The sequence below is a fragment of the Barnesiella sp. An55 genome (assembly GCF_002161555.1).
Lineage (GTDB): Bacteria > Bacteroidota > Bacteroidia > Bacteroidales > Barnesiellaceae > Barnesiella > Barnesiella merdipullorum.
The window spans coordinates 50,490-64,933 of the sequence record NZ_NFHZ01000002.1 but is presented as its reverse complement, the minus strand read 5'-3'; the positions used below and the strand labels follow the sequence as shown (position 1 = coordinate 64,933).

The following is a 14,444-nucleotide window of genomic DNA, read 5'->3' as shown; positions in this document are numbered from 1 at the left end:
GTATAATCGAAAGGAGACCTATGGAGAAACAAGTAATACCCGTGTTGGAAATGAGTTGCGCCGTGTGCGCGGCTACGGTCGAGAAGACCGTGAGTGAATTGCCGGGTGTGGCCGAGGCTACGGTCAACTTTGCGGCCAATACCTTGCAGGTAGTTTATGATCCCAAGAAAATTTCGTTGAAAGAGATGCAGGCGGCCGTGCAGGCGGCTGGATACGATTTGGTCATCTCGGCAAATGCCGAGGCCGATGCTGCCGATGCCGAAAGCAAACACTATACCGACATGAAGCACCGCACGGTGGGAGCCTGGATTTTCGGCATCCCGGTCATGGTGCTGTCGATGTGTTTCCACGAACCCGTGCCGGCACTCACCTGGGTGCTGTTGGTACTCACTTTGCCGGTCCTCTATCTGGGCCGTTCGTTTTATGTGTCGGGGTGGAAAGCAGCCCGGCAGGGACGTGCCAACATGGATACGCTGGTCATGCTCAGTACCGCGGTGTCGTTTCTCTTCAGCCTGTTCAGTACGATTTATCCCCGCTTTTGGGTATCGTTGGGGCTGGTGCCTCACGTCTATTACGAAGCGGTGGCGATGATTATCGCCTTTGTGCTCACGGGCAAACTGCTCGAGGCACGGGCCAAACAGAGCACCTCGGCTTCGATACGGTCGCTCATGGGGTTGCAACCCAAGACGGCCCGTCTGGTTGAACCCGACGGCGAGGAGTGCGACGTGCCCATCGGCATGCTTCGCCCCGGCAATCGGGTGAGTGTGCGTCCCGGCGAGAAGATTCCGGTCGATGGCGTGTTGCTCGAGGGGTCGTCGTATGTCGATGAGAGCATGATTAGCGGCGAGTCTGAGGCGGTAGCCAAGCAGCCCGGCGACCGGGTGTTGGCCGGAACCCTCAACCAGCGGGGATCGTTCCTTTTGCAGGTGGAGGCCTCGGGTGCCGATACGGTGCTTTCGCGCATGGTGCGCATGGTGCGTGAGGCCCAGGGCAGTAAAGCCCCCGTGCAGGGTATTGTCGATAAGGTGGCTGCCGTTTTTGTACCCACGGTCATTGCCCTTTCGCTACTCACCTTTATCATCTGGATAGGGGTAGCCGGCTGGGGCAAGTTCCCCTATGCGTTGCTGAGTGCCGTGTCGGTACTGGTTATCGCCTGCCCTTGTGCTTTAGGACTGGCCACACCCACGGCCTTGACGGTGGGTATTGGCAAGGCGGCACAACAACATATCCTCATTAAAGATGCTTTCGCTTTGGAAAACATGTGCCGGGTGAATGCCGTTGTGCTCGACAAGACAGGTACTTTGACCGAAGGGCATCCCCAGGTGGTCGATGAACATTTGGGCCCCGATTTCGAGCGTTATGCTCCGGTACTGTTGGCTGCCGAAACGCGGTCGGAACACCCGTTGGCTCTGTCGCTGGCCGAGACCCTGCGGCAGCGGGGCTATCGCCCGACCGACGACTTGACCGACTTTGAGAGCGTGACCGGCAAAGGGGTGACCTGCACCAGCGAAGACACTGTCTTTTGGGCCGGTAACAGGGCGTTGGCCGAAGAGCACCTCAAGGGTGTGGCTCTCCCCGAGGGCTATACCGTTTACTTCGGGAACGATCGGGAGCTGTTGGCCGCTTTCGAGGTGAAGGATGCCTTGAAGGCTACCTCGCGCGAAGCCGTGGAGCAGCTGAAAAAATGCGGCATCGAGGTCTATATGCTCACCGGCGATAAGGAATCGACCGCCGCCGAGGTGGCTCGGGAGGCCGGTATCGACCACTATCGGTGGGGCGTGCTGCCCGACGACAAGGAGCGCTTTGTGACCGAGTTGCAGCAGGCCGGCAAATGTGTGGCCATGGTGGGTGACGGTATCAACGACTCGCAGGCACTGGCTCGTGCCGACGTGAGTGTGGCCATGGGTAGGGGTACCGATGAGGCTATGGATGTAGCCATGGTCACCTTGATGAATTCCGACTTGCTGTTGTTGCCCCGGGCCGTGACACTGTCGCGCAAAACGGTGCGCATCATTCGCGAGAATCTGTTTTGGGCCTTTGGCTACAACGTGGTGTGCATCCCGGTGGCCGCCGGTGTGCTCTATCCCATAGGTGTGTTGCTCACCCCCATGTGGGCGAGTGCGGCCATGGCCTTCAGTTCGGTATCGGTGATACTCAACAGTTTACGTTTGAGATAAAGATAGAAGTTTAATCTAAAAAACATATAGAGATGATACAGGTAAAGACTTCGGCCAAATGTGCCGGTTGTGTAGCTAAAATAGGTGAACAGTTGAATCGGTTTCTCACGCCCGAACAGTGGAGCCTCGACTTGTCGAGTCCCGACAAACTGCTGACGGTACAGGTCGATGTGCCGGCCGAGCGGGTGGTCGAGGCTGTGCGTGCCGCCGGCTTCAAAGCCGAGTTACGGTAACGGTGTGGCGCATACCATCACCCACTCGTCGTGGGTGCGATACCATAGGGTGTAGCGGCGGTGAGCCGGCGTGCGGCTCTCGGTCGCGGTGAATATCCCCTCCTTCTCAAGACGGTCGGGCGGGGCGACGTGCAGGTGTTCGCGAAAGTCGATTGCGGCTTCGGGGATAGCCTTGAAGAGCGCCTCTTTGGCCGACCAGCACAGGTGCAGCCACAGGGTATGTGCCTGGAGGGAGGTCGTGTGCGCGTTCAACTCCTTGTCGGTGAATACGCGGGCGGCAACACGTTCGACCCGGGAGCCCCGACGCTCGATGTCGATACCTGTTGGCATGTGGGGGTGCCAGGCTACGGCTACCCATTGTCGGGTGTGTGAGATGGAGATGTGCCCGGGACAGCCCGGCAGATAGGGTTGCCCTTCGGCGGTATGGGCCAGGGAACGGCCACGTGTCTCGTCCATCGAGTCAATCAGCAGCCGGGCGGTTGCCTGTTCGACATAACGTTTGGACGATAGCTCATGCTGCGGCAACAGGTTACGCTCCTCGTCGGTGAGCAGAGCTGCGAGTGTCGCTTCGTCTTCGGTGAGATGCCACAGGGTGATGCAGGCACCGGTGGGAGTCGATATGTGGGGCAGAGCGGGCATGATTATCGGGCCGGGGTTTCTATGCTTTCGATGAGGTGGGCGATGTGGTCCGACAGGTAGTCGATGACCGGGGCGATGGAGTCGCTTTTTCCCGGTTCGTCGAAATAGACCGAGCCTCGCAAAAGGTATCGGGTACTATCGGTAACGACAAACTGCAGCGGGGTGGCACTCTCGGCCGAGAGGTCGTAGAGGGTGGCATAGATGTGCAGACTGTCGTTTTCGTAGGTACCGGCCTGCACCAGGTCGGGGCGTATGCTCTGGCGGTAAACCAGCTCGCGGCTCTCGTTGAGCAGCCGGTCGAGATTGCCCCGCAGAGGGTGATAGCTGCAGTAGAGGGTGGCTCGGTAGCGGGGAAAGCGTATGTCGAGCCACTGCACACCGTCGCGCTGGCGAGTGGTGTCGGGGTCGATGGCTTCGATTGCGCCCTCGGGTATCTCGAACGAGAGGTGGGGCGCCAGCAGTGTAGTGCGCCGGTAGGTATCGGGATAGGAGTCGATGCGGAAGTAGCCGTCGGGCCGCGGCGTGTATTGTTGGCGGCAGGAGAGGCAACCCAGCCCGGTCACGAGGCAGAGCAGTGCATAAAGAGCAAGTCGGTAGGATTGTATGTCGAGCGGGGCCAGTCTCATGAGTCAATCGGTTTATTCTTCGGTGGTGGGGTTGATTTTTACCTTCACTTTACCGATGCGGCGTTTGTCGAGCTCGAGCACCAGGAAACTGCATCGTCCGTAGTCGATCTGTTCCTTCACTTTGGGGAAGTCTTCCTTGATATCGAGAATGAGGCCGGCCAGGGTTTCGGCATCTTCGGCCTTGTCGCCAAACTCGCTTTCGTCGAGTCCCGTGATTTTGTAGAAGTCGTTCAAGAGAGTCTTGCCCTCGAAGATATAGGTATTGTCGTCGATCTTGACATAGTTCTTTTCCTCCTCGTCATATTCGTCGCTGATGTCGCCCACGATCTCCTCGAGAATATCTTCCATGGTCACGATACCCGATGTGCCGCCGAACTCATCGACCACGATGGCCATGTGTATCTTTTTCGTGCGGAACTCCTCCAGCAGGTCGTCGATCATCTTGGTTTCGGGCACGAAGTAGGCTCGGCGCATGAGCTTGCGCCAGTTGAACGAGGCATCCTGCCCGATGTAGGGCAGCAGGTCTTTGCTGTAAATGATACCTTTGATATCGTCTTCGGTCGTGTCGTAAACGGGCAGTCGCGAGTAGCCGGTCTCGATGATGAGGTCGAGCAGCTCTTTGAAGTCGGTGCGTATCTCTACGTCGGTAATATCGACACGGGCCGTCATCACCTCCTGCACGGTTTTGCCGCCAAACTTGATGATACCCTCGAGCATCTCTTTCTCGTCGTTGGCTTCGACCTGAGTCATCTCAAGCGCCTGCGAGAGTTCGTTCATCGATATGTTGGCACTCTTCTTCACGATGTGCTTGTTGACAATGTGGGTCGAGTTGACCAGCAGGTTGGCCAGCGGAGAGAAGATGCGCTCCAGAACCGACAGTCCCCGGCAGCTGCGTTTTACCCAGTTGACCGGTTTCTGGTTGGCATAAAACTTGGGCATCACCTCGCCGAAGAGGAGCAACAGGAAGGTGAGCAGAATCGTCTGGAAGATGAAGTCCAGCACGTCGCTGTGAAAATGAAGAATGTCGGAGAAGAAGAAATTGCAGAGGATAACGATGGCCACGTTGACCAGGTTGTTCGAGATGAGTATCGTGGCCAGCAGATACTCGGGCTTGGCAAGCAATTTCTTAACTAAAACGTTGGTCGTTGACTCGTCGTCGTCAAACTCGTGCAGCTCTTCGGACGAGAGCGAGAAGTAGGCTATTTCGGAAGCTGAAACAAATGCAGAGACACACAAAAACAATCCCGCCAGAATAATTGCCAGAATGGCACCGCCCGAGGGGGGCGTAACCTCGATGGCCGAGAAAACCGATAAATATGAATCTGGGTCCAAGAAAAAATAGTATTAGTGAAACAATAGGCCGGCCTACCCGTATGCCGGGTTGGCGATTCTCCTCACCGGTATCAGCCGGCAGGGAGAACGTAGCCCGTTAATTTTCTGCAAAATTACAACATTATATCAGAACGGCAAATCGTCGTCGCTACTATTTCCGCCTGTGGGTGCAAATCCTGCCGGATTGGACGGTGCCTGGTAGCTTTGGGGTTGGGCCTGAGTCGGTGCAGCAGCCTGTGGGGCGTCGCGACGGCCCAGCAGTTCCATGTTATCGACATAGATCTCGGTCGTGTAGCGGCGAATCTTGTTCTGGTCTTCCCACGAGCGGGTGCGGATTTTCCCCTCGATGTAGAGTTGGGTGCCTTTGCGCACATATTTTTCGGCAATTTCGGCCAGGCCTCGCCAGGCGACAATGTTGTGCCACTCGGTCTTGTCGGGAATCTGTACACCGCTTTGCGTGGTGTAGCCGCGCTCGGTGGTAGCCAGGGTGAAGTTGGCTACGCACACGTTGTTTTCGAGATATCTCACATCGGGGTCTTTGCCCACGTTTCCTATCAAAATGACTTTGTTTACAGACATGGTGTGTTTAAGTTGTTGATTATACAATCGTAATTCCAGAATCGGGCTCTGCCTGAGAAACTGTATCCCTATCTTTTACAAAGATAGATAAAAAAGAGAGTCGAAGCAAATGGAAGCCTGGTTTTCACAGGGTGATGATAAAAAAAGGACTTCCTCTTTAAGAGGAAGTCCACATGTAAGAAGACAAGGATGTGCCGTTTTTTTTTGACGGTGAAACGGCTTTGGTTGTAGGGTGGAGATCCTCTCCGCCTGATGTGGGTACAAATCTTTTTTTGCCCCTCCCTTGCTGTTGAGGCTCGGGATAAATTTCTCATTTCTTTTTCGGTGTGTCGTTATATTTGTCTATTGTGCACCGCGCACAATATTTTGCTGATCACATCCTTGCTCTTACGTCCCCTTTCTAAAATTTTCTTTTATATAAAATAATATTGAAATTTATTCAAAGATAGAACGATAAAAACAATTCGGCAACCGCAGGATTCGATGTTTTTGGGATAACAGGTCGGCACGATGGATAAGCGGTAAAAAATAGAGATTGACAGGTTTGTTTTTATAAAGTAATGAATGAGCCAAAAAAAGTCGTACATTTGTTCCCCGTAGAACAGATGATGCTCGGTATCATAAGTAGGGACTCTCTCGATTCTCGATTGCAGAGGGTGGGTGTAGAGTCGCGTTCAAGCAAGGCGTAGTTCGCCATGATTCCTTCCTGTATGAGCCTTGATTGTCGCTGTATAGAATAAGTTTTGATCCATGAAAATAGTGAAGTTGTGGCGCTTGGTTGCCTTACTCTTGTGTCTGGTTTTGATAGGAAGCGGTTGTACGTCCCGGAAATCCGAGGCGACTTCGCTCGATGCCATCAATCAAGAGATAGCCGATTCGTTTCGTACGCACAACATGGCTTTTATCAAGAAAGCGATAAGCCAGGGGAAGAGCAATGCTCGCGACAGTGACGAGTATTATAACTTTGTCGTGCAGGACATCATACGCTATTTCTATACGGCACAACTCGATTCGGTTCTGCTCAGTGCCGACAGCGTAGTACACTACTTGTCGGGGAAACCCTATTCTAAACTGCGTAACGATTTGATGATAAAGTGTATGCAGGCCAAGGGCCTCTATTATACCCAATATGCCTTTGATGCCGACTCGATGCTTTTTTATCAGAAAGAGGCGTGCCGGTATGCCGATATGGGGGGCGACGAGAACGATCGTTTGTTGAGTTATGCCAATTTGGCCGACGCCTATAAGTTTGGAGGCGATTTGGCCATGAGTGCGATGACCTACCGGCAGGCTATCGCTTTGGCCGATTCCATACAGACCGATACGGCGAACTATATACCCTTGTATAGCGGCTTGGCGGCTACCTATACGACCCTTCGCGATTTTGGGCAAAGCAAGATCTGGTGGGACAAGTGCGAGCGGTTGTGGAATATGATGACCGTCTATGACCAGTTCAACTATTTGAATAGTCGGGGGAATGATTATTTCTACCAGAAGGACTATCGGCAGGCGTTGGACATCTTCCTGCGTCTCGATACTTTCTTGCAAACGCATCCCGATATGGAGTGGGAGGCCCATTTCTGCAAGGCCAATCTGTCGGATATTTATCTGAAACTTCATCAGCCCGAGCAGGCTCGACCGCTCATTGCCGAGAACCTGGCTTATTTCGGGGCGAGCGGATATAACGAAATGGTCATGTCGCATCTGCGCACCCAACAGATGGAACTGGCTTTGCAGGATGGTGATTTCGGGCAGGCCGATAAACTGGCAACCCAGTATCCGTACAGGGATGACATGCGGTCGGAGCAGGGGTTGCTGCGGCTCGATTTTCTGCGGCGGTTTGCCAAGGAGAAACACGATTGGAAAAAGGCTTTTGAATATGAACAGGCCTATACCTCCCTGTCCGACTCTCTGCGTAGCGAGCGGGTGAGGATGAAAATTGCCGAGAATCGCATGCGTTATGAGCGCGATGCAACTATCTTGAACCAGAATCTGGTCATCAGCGACAAGGAGGCCGAGCTGATGCGCATTTATGCCCTCTTGGCTGGGGTGACGGCTGTTGTGCTGGTGCTGGCCCTCCTGTTTGTGTATCGGCGCAAGCGGGTGAAACAGCGTGAGGAACAGATGTTGCGTCGCATCGTTACCATGAAGATGGAGAATGCGCGCAACCGCATTACTCCGCACTTCATCTACAATGCTCTCAACCATGAGCTCTTGGCCCGGCAAGAGGGTCGGCCTTCGTCGTTGGGCGTATTGGTCGATATGCTTCGCCAGGGGCAGTCGTTGGCCAGTGTGTTTTGCACGACACTGCGCGAGGAACTGAAGTTTATCGACCTCTACGTGGCGGTCGAAGGGGAATCGCTGGGCGAGAAATTTGAGTATAAAGTGTCGGTGGCCGAGGGTATCGATCTGGATGCCGTGCGGTTACCGTCGATGATGGTGCAGATATTTGTCGAGAATGCCATTAAGCATGGGCTGAAAAAGAAACCTCTCGATGCCGAAAAACGCCTGACCGTGCAGGTCGAACATCGCGATGCCGCCATTTGCATCGAGGTCCTCAACAACGGTCCGCTGCCCGTGGTGCAGCGGGGAGGCGACAAGTCGCAGGTGGGGTTGAGGGTGGTTGCCCAGATTATACAACTGCTCAATGCCCGCAACAAGCACCAGATGCGGTTTGAGTTGAACGGCTATCATAGCCCCGAGGGGGAGGAGGGGTGCCGCGCCCTGCTGGTTATTCCCGACGTCTATAATTTCGATATAAACGACTGATCATGGAAAATAGAATTGACACGGTAATTGTCGATGACGATAATCTGTCGATACGAGTACTGGCCGAGCGTCTGAAGGCCTATCCCGATGTGCATCTTGTAGCGACTGCGGGCAATGGCGAGGAGGGCTGGAACACGGTGATGCAATACAAACCCGAGTTGCTGTTTCTCGATGTAGAGTTGTCCGACACGTCGGGATTGGAGTTCCTGTCGTCGCTCGACAAGCACATCGATTGGAATATGAAGGTCGTGTTTTATACTTCGTATGAGAAGTATCTGTTGCCGGCCTTGCGGTTACAGGCGTTCGACTTCCTGCTCAAGCCAGTCAGCGACAGTGAACTTTCGTTGATCATGAACCGTTTTTCTCTGTCGCGCGAGGAGGCATTGCGGTCGGGGGCCCAGCCGGTTCCGCCGAGGCCCGTGTCGCAGCCGGCCCAATCGATATTGATCACGACCATTACCAACGACAAGCTCATCGTTCGCCCCGAGAATATCGGATTCTTCAAATACGACTCGGAACGCAAGTTGTGGAAGGTGGTGCTGAACAGTCTGCAGCATTTCATCCTGAAGCACCAGACAACGGCCGATACAATCTTGAATTATGCTCCCGAGTTTATCCAGATTCACAAGGCGTATATCATCAACATCAATTACCTGTACCTCATTTCGGAGAACAGCTGCACGTTGTTGCCGCCATTCAACAAGGTGTCGGAGTTGAAGGTGAGCAAGATGTACAAAAAGAAATTGCTGGACAAGTTTTACGATATGTAACCCTTGCCCAGCAATAGTTTCGTTAATCGGCTCTGACTTTTATTTCGAGGCTTTCAACCCTCGGATGACGGCTGTCGAGAAACCGGCAGCCTCCATTTCGTTGAGCCCTTTGATGGTAATTCCGCCAGGGGTGGTTACCCGGTCTATCTCTACCTCGGGGTGATTGCCGGTAGCCAGCAGCAGTTCGGCTGCCCCTTTTACGGTCTGTTCGACTACCAACTGGGCATCCTTGGGGTAGAATCCCATCTCTACGCCGCCTTCGACCGCCGCGCGCATGTAGCGCATGGCAAAGGCGGTACCGCATGAGCAGAGGGCCGTGCCGGCCTCCATGAGGCTCTCATCGACGAGCAGGCTCTTGCCCAGACTGTCGAGCATGGCCCGGATGCAATCGACTTGCTCGGGCACTGCATTGTAGGGAGTGAAGAGGGTCATGCTCTGCCGGATGGCAATAGCCGTGTTGGGCATCGCCCTGAAGATGGCGGGGATGGAGTCGCCCGAGGTGAAGAGCGAAGCCAGTCGCTCGATGGTGACACCGGCCACAATCGATACAATAATCTGGCGGGGCAGGTCGAGCTCGTTGCGGATGTCGATGGCCACGCTCTCGAGTACCCAGGGCTTCACGGCCAGCACAATGATGTCGGCATCTTTCACGGCCGCCTTGTTGTCGGTCGTGGTGTGGACTTCGGGGTTGTAGGTCTTGAGTAAATCGAGTTTCTCTTTGCCCCGGTTGCTCACGGTGATGTCGGCCGGAGCCACAAAATTGCTTTTTGCCAGTCCGCGGGCGATGGCTCCACCCATATTCCCGCAGCCTATAATCGTTATTTTCATGGGAGTATATGTTTAAGTTTACCGATAAAACAATCGGCTTGTTCTTGCGATAGCGACAGGGGCGGCAGCAGCCGTATGACATGAGTGCCCGAGGCCCCGGTAAATACGTGTTGCTCAAACAGAAGCTTTTGCCGCAGCTCTTTCACGGGGTGGTCAAACTCGAGCCCGATCATCAGTCCTTTGCCTCGCACCTCCTTGATTTGGGGTATCTCCCTGAGCCGGTCGATGAGGTATTGCCCCACGCGGGCCGCATTGTCGATGAGGTGTTCGTCGCGCATGACGTCGAGCACGGCACAGGCTGCGGTGCAGGCCAGGTGGTTGCCGCCGAAGGTGGTGCCCAGCATCCCATACACCGGGGTGAACTGGGGACTGATGAGGACTCCACCGATGGGAAATCCGTTGCCCATTCCCTTGGCGACGGTAATGAGGTCGGGGCGTATGCCGGCGTGCTGGTGGGCAAAGAACTTGCCCGTGCGGCCGTAGCCCGATTGCACTTCGTCGAGGATGAGTACAACGTGGTGGCGGGTGCAGGCTTCGCGCAGGTCGCGCAGGAATTGGGGGTCGGGTATCTGTATGCCGCCCACGCCCTGTATGCCTTCGATGATGACGGCACACACATCGCCACCGGCCATCTCGCGCTCTACCCGTTCCATGTCGTTGAGGGGCAGGAAGGCCACCTCGAAGGTGTCGTTGATGGGAGCGACGATGCGGGGATTGTCGGTCACCTTGACAGCGGCCGAGGTGCGGCCGTGAAAGGAGTGGGCAAAGGCGATGACCTTCTTCTTGCCGGTGTGGAACGAGGCCAGTTTCAAGGCGTTTTCGTTGGCCTCGGCACCCGAGTTGATGAGGAAGAGGGCGTAGTCGTCATAGCCCGACAGGCTGCCCAGCTTGTCGGCCAGCTGTTGTTGCAGGGGGTTGACAACCGAGTTGGAATAGAAGACGAGCTTCTGGGCCTGCTCGGTGATGCGGCTCACATAGTAGGGATGCGAGTGACCTATGGAGATGACGGCGTGGCCGCCGTAGAGGTCGAGGTACTCGGTGCCTTGCGAGTCGTAGGTATAGCAACCCTTCCCCGATACGATTTCTATATCGAAAAGCGGATATACATCGAAAAGTTTCATAACGGTTTCTCCCTTAAAAGGCCGAAGGTTTCAAATGCAACCCTACCCGTTCGTGCAGGCCGAACAGAAGGTTCATGTTGTGTACGGCTTGTCCCGAGGCTCCTTTCAACAAGTTGTCGATGACCGATACGATGAGCAGCTTGTTGTCGTGTTTCTCGAGATACAAGAGGCACTTGTTGGTGTTGACCACCTGTTTCAAGTCGGGCATCCTGTCGGTGAGGAACGTGAAGTTGTGATCCTCGTAGTAGTTGTTGTACAACTCTTTCAACAACTCCAGCTCGACGGGGCAGTCGAGGTAGAGCGAGGCAAAGATGCCTCGCGAGAAGTTCCCTCGCACGGGTATGAAGTTGATGGGAGCCGAGAAGCTGTTTTGCAGTTTCGAGAGGCTCTGCCGTATCTCGGCCAGATGCTGGTGGTTGAACGGCTTGTAGATGGAGATGTTGTCGTTGCGCCAGCTGAAGTGGCTGGTGGGCGACGGTTTCTGCCCTGCACCGGTCGAGCCGGTGATGGCATGAACGTGTATCTCGCTGTTGAGCAGCAGGTTCTTGGCCAGGGGAAGCAGTGCCAGTTGAATGGCTGTGGCAAAACAGCCGGGGTTGGCCACATGTTTCGACCGGATGATGTACTTCCGGTTCAACTCGGGCAACCCGTAGATGAAGTCGTTGTCGGGCGAGTCGAGCCGGTAGTCGGCCGAGAGGTCGATAGTGCGCAGCTCGTCGGGCAGCGAGTGGCTCTCCATAAACTTGCGGGTATCGCCGTGTGCCGTACAGAAGAAAAGCAGGTCAATCTCGTCGAAGGGCATCTCGCGGGTGAAGACAAGATCGGTCTCGCCAAACAGACCGGTGTGTACGTCGGTGATTTTGTTGCCGGCGTTGCTCTCGCTGTGTACAAACACAATCTCGACATCGGGGTGGTTGATCAACAATCTTATCAGTTCTCCGGCGGTGTATCCAGCGCCTCCAATAATACCTACTTTAATCATAATGATGGGTTAACGATTTGATTTCGGACTCGAATCTACGATTTATTTTTTGTTTTTATTTTGTACGGAATAGAAAATTTTCATCTGGTTGCCCAAAATTTTTGTGAATCCCTTCACGTCGTCGGCACTCCAGGCTTTGTTCACCTCGCCATATTCGCCGAAGTCGGACTTCATCAGGTCGTAGTCGCTCTCGATGCCCACCAGTACATAGCGGTAGGGATGCAGCTCGACAATTACGCGGCCCGTGACATTCTGTTGCGAGTTGTCGAGGAAGGCCTCGATGTCGCGCATGACCGGCTCGAGGTGTTGGGCTTCGTGCAGAAACATGCCATACCAGGTGCCCAATTGGTCTTTCCAGTATTGCTGCCACTTGGTGAGGGTGTGTTTCTCGAGCATCTTGTGGGCGGCGATGATGAGCATGGGGGCTGCGGCTTCGAATCCTACCCGGCCCTTGATACCGATGATGGTGTCGCCTATGTGCATGTCGCGGCCTATGGCATAGGGCGCGGCGATGGCTTCGAGAGCCTGTATGGCCTTTACCTTGTCGGTGTAGCTTTTCCCGTCGATGGCGGCAATCTCTCCCTTGACGAAATCGATCGTGAGGGTGCGGCTTTGGGTGGCAGTCATCTGCGAGGGGTAGGCCTCTTCGGGCAGAGTCTGGTTGCTTTTGAGGGTCTCCTTGCCCCCTATGCTGGTGCCCCACAGCCCTTTGTTGATCGAGTATTCCATCTTTTTGAAGTCGGCGGTATAGCCATGATTCTTGAGGTATTCGATTTCGTATTCGCGGGTGAGGGTCATGTCGCGGGTAGGGGTGATGATGCCAATCTCGGGAGCCAGAATTTGGAAGGTGAGGTCGAACCGCACCTGGTCGTTACCGGCTCCGGTGCTGCCGTGAGCCACGTAGTCGGCCCCTATCTCTTTGGCATAGTTGATGATGGCAATGGCCTGGAAGGTGCGTTCGGAACTTACCGAGATGGGGTAGGTACCGTTGCGCAGGATATTGCCGAATACCATGTATTTGATACTCTTCTGGTAATACTCCTGGGTGATGTCGAGTGTGACGTGTCGCACGGCGCCCAGCCGGTAGGCTCGCTCTTCGATTGATTTCAACTCTTCGGGACCGAAACCGCCGGTGTTGGCAATGGCGGTATAGACGTCATACCCGCATTCTTGCGACAGGTATTTCACGCAAAAGGAGGTGTCGAGACCTCCGCTAAAAGCCAATACTACTTTCTTGTTAGCCATAATGTGCTGTATTATTTAGAGGGTTGGTTGTCGTGGTTGTCGTTCTCGTGTTCGTGTTCGTGGGGGTCGTAGAGCATGCCGGTGCAGAGGCACATGCGACGGTTGTTGCGTTGCAGAATGTCGAAGTTGACACAACTCTCGCACCCTTTCCAGAAGGCGGGATCGTCGGTGAGTGAGGCAAAGGCGACGGGTCGGTATCCCAACTCGTTGTTGATTTTCATCACGGCCTCACCGGTGGTGAGGCCAAAGATTTTGGCTTCGGGAAACCGCTCTCTCGACAGTTCGAAGGCTTTGCGCTTGATGCGCTTGGCCAGACCGTGGCCACGGTAGGTATCGACCACGATAAGTCCCGAGTTGGCCACAAACTGCTTGTTGCTCCAACTCTCGATGTAGCAGAAGCCTGCAAACTTGTCGCCGTCGAGGGCGATGATGGCTTTGTGCTCGAGCATCTTCTGTTTTACATATTCGGGGGAACGTTTGGCAATACCGGTTCCTCTTATCTTGGCGGCTTTTTCGATGGTGTCGAGAATGGTATCGACATACTTGATGTGACGTTCGTCGGCTACAATGACTTTAATTTCTTCCATAATGTGGTTCACCTCTTCTCCTTAAAAGAGGATTTTGACGTCGGGGGGGATAGTGAGTTTACTTGTGCAGGTCGGGCATGAAGGGCGAGAGCGCCAGCATGGCCTGCTGGTGGTTGATGTTCTCATTGAGAATCACCAGCACCGTATCGTCACCGGCAATTGTGCCGAGGACCTCGGGCGGGGTGTTGCTGTCGATGTCGTAGGCCAGGCTGCCGGCGTATCCCGGGCGGGTCTTGATGACGGCCAGGTTGCCCGAAAAGTTGATTGAGATGAAGCTCCCGGAGATTTGTCGTTCGGGATTTTCGGCCAGTTTCTCCTGCATGAGTTTGCCTACGCTCCCGATCTCGGGCATGATATAGACATAGGACCCGTCGCTGCCGGGTACTTTGGCAATGCGCAGTTGTTTCAAGTCGCGGGAGAGGGTGGCTTGAGTCAGGTCGAATCCCGATTCGTGAAGGCGGCTCAAGATTTCGTCCTGGCTTTTTACCCTCGAGTGGATGATGATTTCTCGGATGGCTTGTAGGCGAGCAGCTTTATTTTTCATATAATAGAATTT

The 14,444-nt window shown here is 54.5% G+C and carries 14 protein-coding genes; 4 read left to right on the top strand and 10 right to left on the bottom strand.

Translation table 11 applies throughout. The features are described 5' to 3' along the window. Positions 1-20: 20 nt before the first annotated feature. Both B5G10_RS01495 and B5G10_RS01490 read left to right on the top strand, forming a co-directional pair. A complete protein-coding gene (locus B5G10_RS01495; RefSeq protein WP_087423007.1) occupies positions 21-2,177 on the top strand; it encodes a heavy metal translocating P-type ATPase in 2,157 nt (718 codons plus the stop codon). 32 nt (positions 2,178-2,209) lie between these two features. Then, positions 2,210-2,410, top strand: a complete 201-nt coding sequence (locus B5G10_RS01490) for a heavy metal-associated domain-containing protein (RefSeq protein ID WP_206396539.1) — start codon at positions 2,210-2,212, stop codon at positions 2,408-2,410. On the opposite strand, the gene B5G10_RS01485 is transcribed toward B5G10_RS01490, so the two are convergent. From B5G10_RS01485 to B5G10_RS01470, 4 genes are all read right to left on the bottom strand, one after another. Further along, positions 2,402-3,049 (bottom strand): 4'-phosphopantetheinyl transferase superfamily protein, encoded by a 648-nt coding sequence (locus B5G10_RS01485; RefSeq protein WP_087423005.1) that lies wholly within the window; start codon positions 3,047-3,049, stop codon positions 2,402-2,404. The genes B5G10_RS01490 and B5G10_RS01485 overlap by 9 nt on opposite strands. Positions 3,050-3,051: 2 nt before the next feature. Next, positions 3,052-3,675, bottom strand: a complete 624-nt coding sequence (locus tag B5G10_RS01480) for a hypothetical protein (RefSeq protein WP_087423004.1) — start codon at positions 3,673-3,675, stop codon at positions 3,052-3,054. A gap of 12 nt (positions 3,676-3,687) precedes the next feature. Then, entirely contained in the window at positions 3,688-5,007 is a 1,320-nt protein-coding gene (gene gldE, locus B5G10_RS01475; protein ID WP_087423003.1) for a gliding motility-associated protein GldE, read from the bottom strand. 126 nt (positions 5,008-5,133) lie between these two features. Further along, positions 5,134-5,586: a single-stranded DNA-binding protein gene (locus B5G10_RS01470; protein WP_087423002.1), complete on the bottom strand. Its 453-nt coding sequence runs from the start codon at positions 5,584-5,586 to the stop codon at positions 5,134-5,136. A 750-nt stretch (positions 5,587-6,336) separates the two neighbouring features. Here B5G10_RS01470 and B5G10_RS01465 point away from each other — a divergent pair. Both B5G10_RS01465 and B5G10_RS01460 read left to right on the top strand, forming a co-directional pair. Next, positions 6,337-8,355, top strand: coding sequence for a histidine kinase (locus B5G10_RS01465; RefSeq protein ID WP_087423001.1), 2,019 nt, complete (start codon positions 6,337-6,339; stop codon positions 8,353-8,355). 2 nt (positions 8,356-8,357) lie between these two features. Further along, positions 8,358-9,125, top strand: coding sequence for a response regulator (locus tag B5G10_RS01460; RefSeq protein ID WP_087423000.1), 768 nt, complete (start codon positions 8,358-8,360; stop codon positions 9,123-9,125). Between the two features lie 39 nt (positions 9,126-9,164). Here the strand turns inward: B5G10_RS01460 and proC are convergent, their stop codons facing one another. From proC to B5G10_RS01430, 6 genes are read right to left on the bottom strand one after another with little or no spacing between them, the layout of a single operon-like run. Further along, entirely contained in the window at positions 9,165-9,953 is a 789-nt protein-coding gene (proC, locus tag B5G10_RS01455; RefSeq protein ID WP_087422999.1) for a pyrroline-5-carboxylate reductase, read from the bottom strand. Next, positions 9,950-11,074, bottom strand: coding sequence for an aminotransferase class III-fold pyridoxal phosphate-dependent enzyme (locus B5G10_RS01450; RefSeq protein WP_087422998.1), 1,125 nt, complete (start codon positions 11,072-11,074; stop codon positions 9,950-9,952). Before B5G10_RS01450 ends, proC begins: the two co-directional genes overlap by 4 nt. A 13-nt stretch (positions 11,075-11,087) precedes the next feature. Continuing rightward, positions 11,088-12,056, bottom strand: a complete 969-nt coding sequence (gene argC, locus B5G10_RS01445; RefSeq protein ID WP_087422997.1) for an N-acetyl-gamma-glutamyl-phosphate reductase — start codon at positions 12,054-12,056, stop codon at positions 11,088-11,090. Between the two features lie 42 nt (positions 12,057-12,098). Further along, positions 12,099-13,301, bottom strand: coding sequence for an argininosuccinate synthase domain-containing protein (locus B5G10_RS01440; RefSeq protein ID WP_087422996.1), 1,203 nt, complete (start codon positions 13,299-13,301; stop codon positions 12,099-12,101). Between the two features lie 11 nt (positions 13,302-13,312). Further along, on the bottom strand, positions 13,313-13,888 hold the full coding sequence (locus B5G10_RS01435) for a GNAT family N-acetyltransferase (RefSeq protein WP_087422995.1): 576 nt from the start codon (positions 13,886-13,888) through the stop codon (positions 13,313-13,315). 58 nt (positions 13,889-13,946) lie between these two features. Then, complete coding sequence (locus tag B5G10_RS01430; RefSeq protein ID WP_087422994.1) at positions 13,947-14,432, bottom strand: ArgR family transcriptional regulator; 486 nt, start codon at positions 14,430-14,432, stop codon at positions 13,947-13,949. Between the last annotated feature and the right edge of the window lie 12 nt (positions 14,433-14,444).

What these genes read in the sequence shown, in the direction of transcription:
- B5G10_RS01495 (WP_087423007.1), top strand. Translation starts at nt 21, where the DNA reads ATGGAGAAACAAGTAATACCCGTGTTGGAAATGAGTTGCGCCGTGTGC.
- B5G10_RS01490 (WP_206396539.1), top strand. Translation starts at nt 2,210, where the DNA reads ATGATACAGGTAAAGACTTCGGCCAAATGTGCCGGTTGTGTAGCTAAA.
- B5G10_RS01485 (WP_087423005.1), bottom strand. Translation starts at nt 3,049, where the DNA reads ATGCCCGCTCTGCCCCACATATCGACTCCCACCGGTGCCTGCATCACC.
- B5G10_RS01480 (WP_087423004.1), bottom strand. Translation starts at nt 3,675, where the DNA reads ATGAGACTGGCCCCGCTCGACATACAATCCTACCGACTTGCTCTTTAT.
- B5G10_RS01470 (WP_087423002.1), bottom strand. Translation starts at nt 5,586, where the DNA reads ATGTCTGTAAACAAAGTCATTTTGATAGGAAACGTGGGCAAAGACCCC.
- B5G10_RS01465 (WP_087423001.1), top strand. Translation starts at nt 6,337, where the DNA reads ATGAAAATAGTGAAGTTGTGGCGCTTGGTTGCCTTACTCTTGTGTCTG.
- B5G10_RS01460 (WP_087423000.1), top strand. Translation starts at nt 8,358, where the DNA reads ATGGAAAATAGAATTGACACGGTAATTGTCGATGACGATAATCTGTCG.
- proC (WP_087422999.1), bottom strand. Translation starts at nt 9,953, where the DNA reads ATGAAAATAACGATTATAGGCTGCGGGAATATGGGTGGAGCCATCGCC.
- B5G10_RS01450 (WP_087422998.1), bottom strand. Translation starts at nt 11,074, where the DNA reads ATGAAACTTTTCGATGTATATCCGCTTTTCGATATAGAAATCGTATCG.
- argC (WP_087422997.1), bottom strand. Translation starts at nt 12,056, where the DNA reads ATGATTAAAGTAGGTATTATTGGAGGCGCTGGATACACCGCCGGAGAA.
- B5G10_RS01440 (WP_087422996.1), bottom strand. Translation starts at nt 13,301, where the DNA reads ATGGCTAACAAGAAAGTAGTATTGGCTTTTAGCGGAGGTCTCGACACC.
- B5G10_RS01435 (WP_087422995.1), bottom strand. Translation starts at nt 13,888, where the DNA reads ATGGAAGAAATTAAAGTCATTGTAGCCGACGAACGTCACATCAAGTAT.
- B5G10_RS01430 (WP_087422994.1), bottom strand. Translation starts at nt 14,432, where the DNA reads ATGAAAAATAAAGCTGCTCGCCTACAAGCCATCCGAGAAATCATCATC.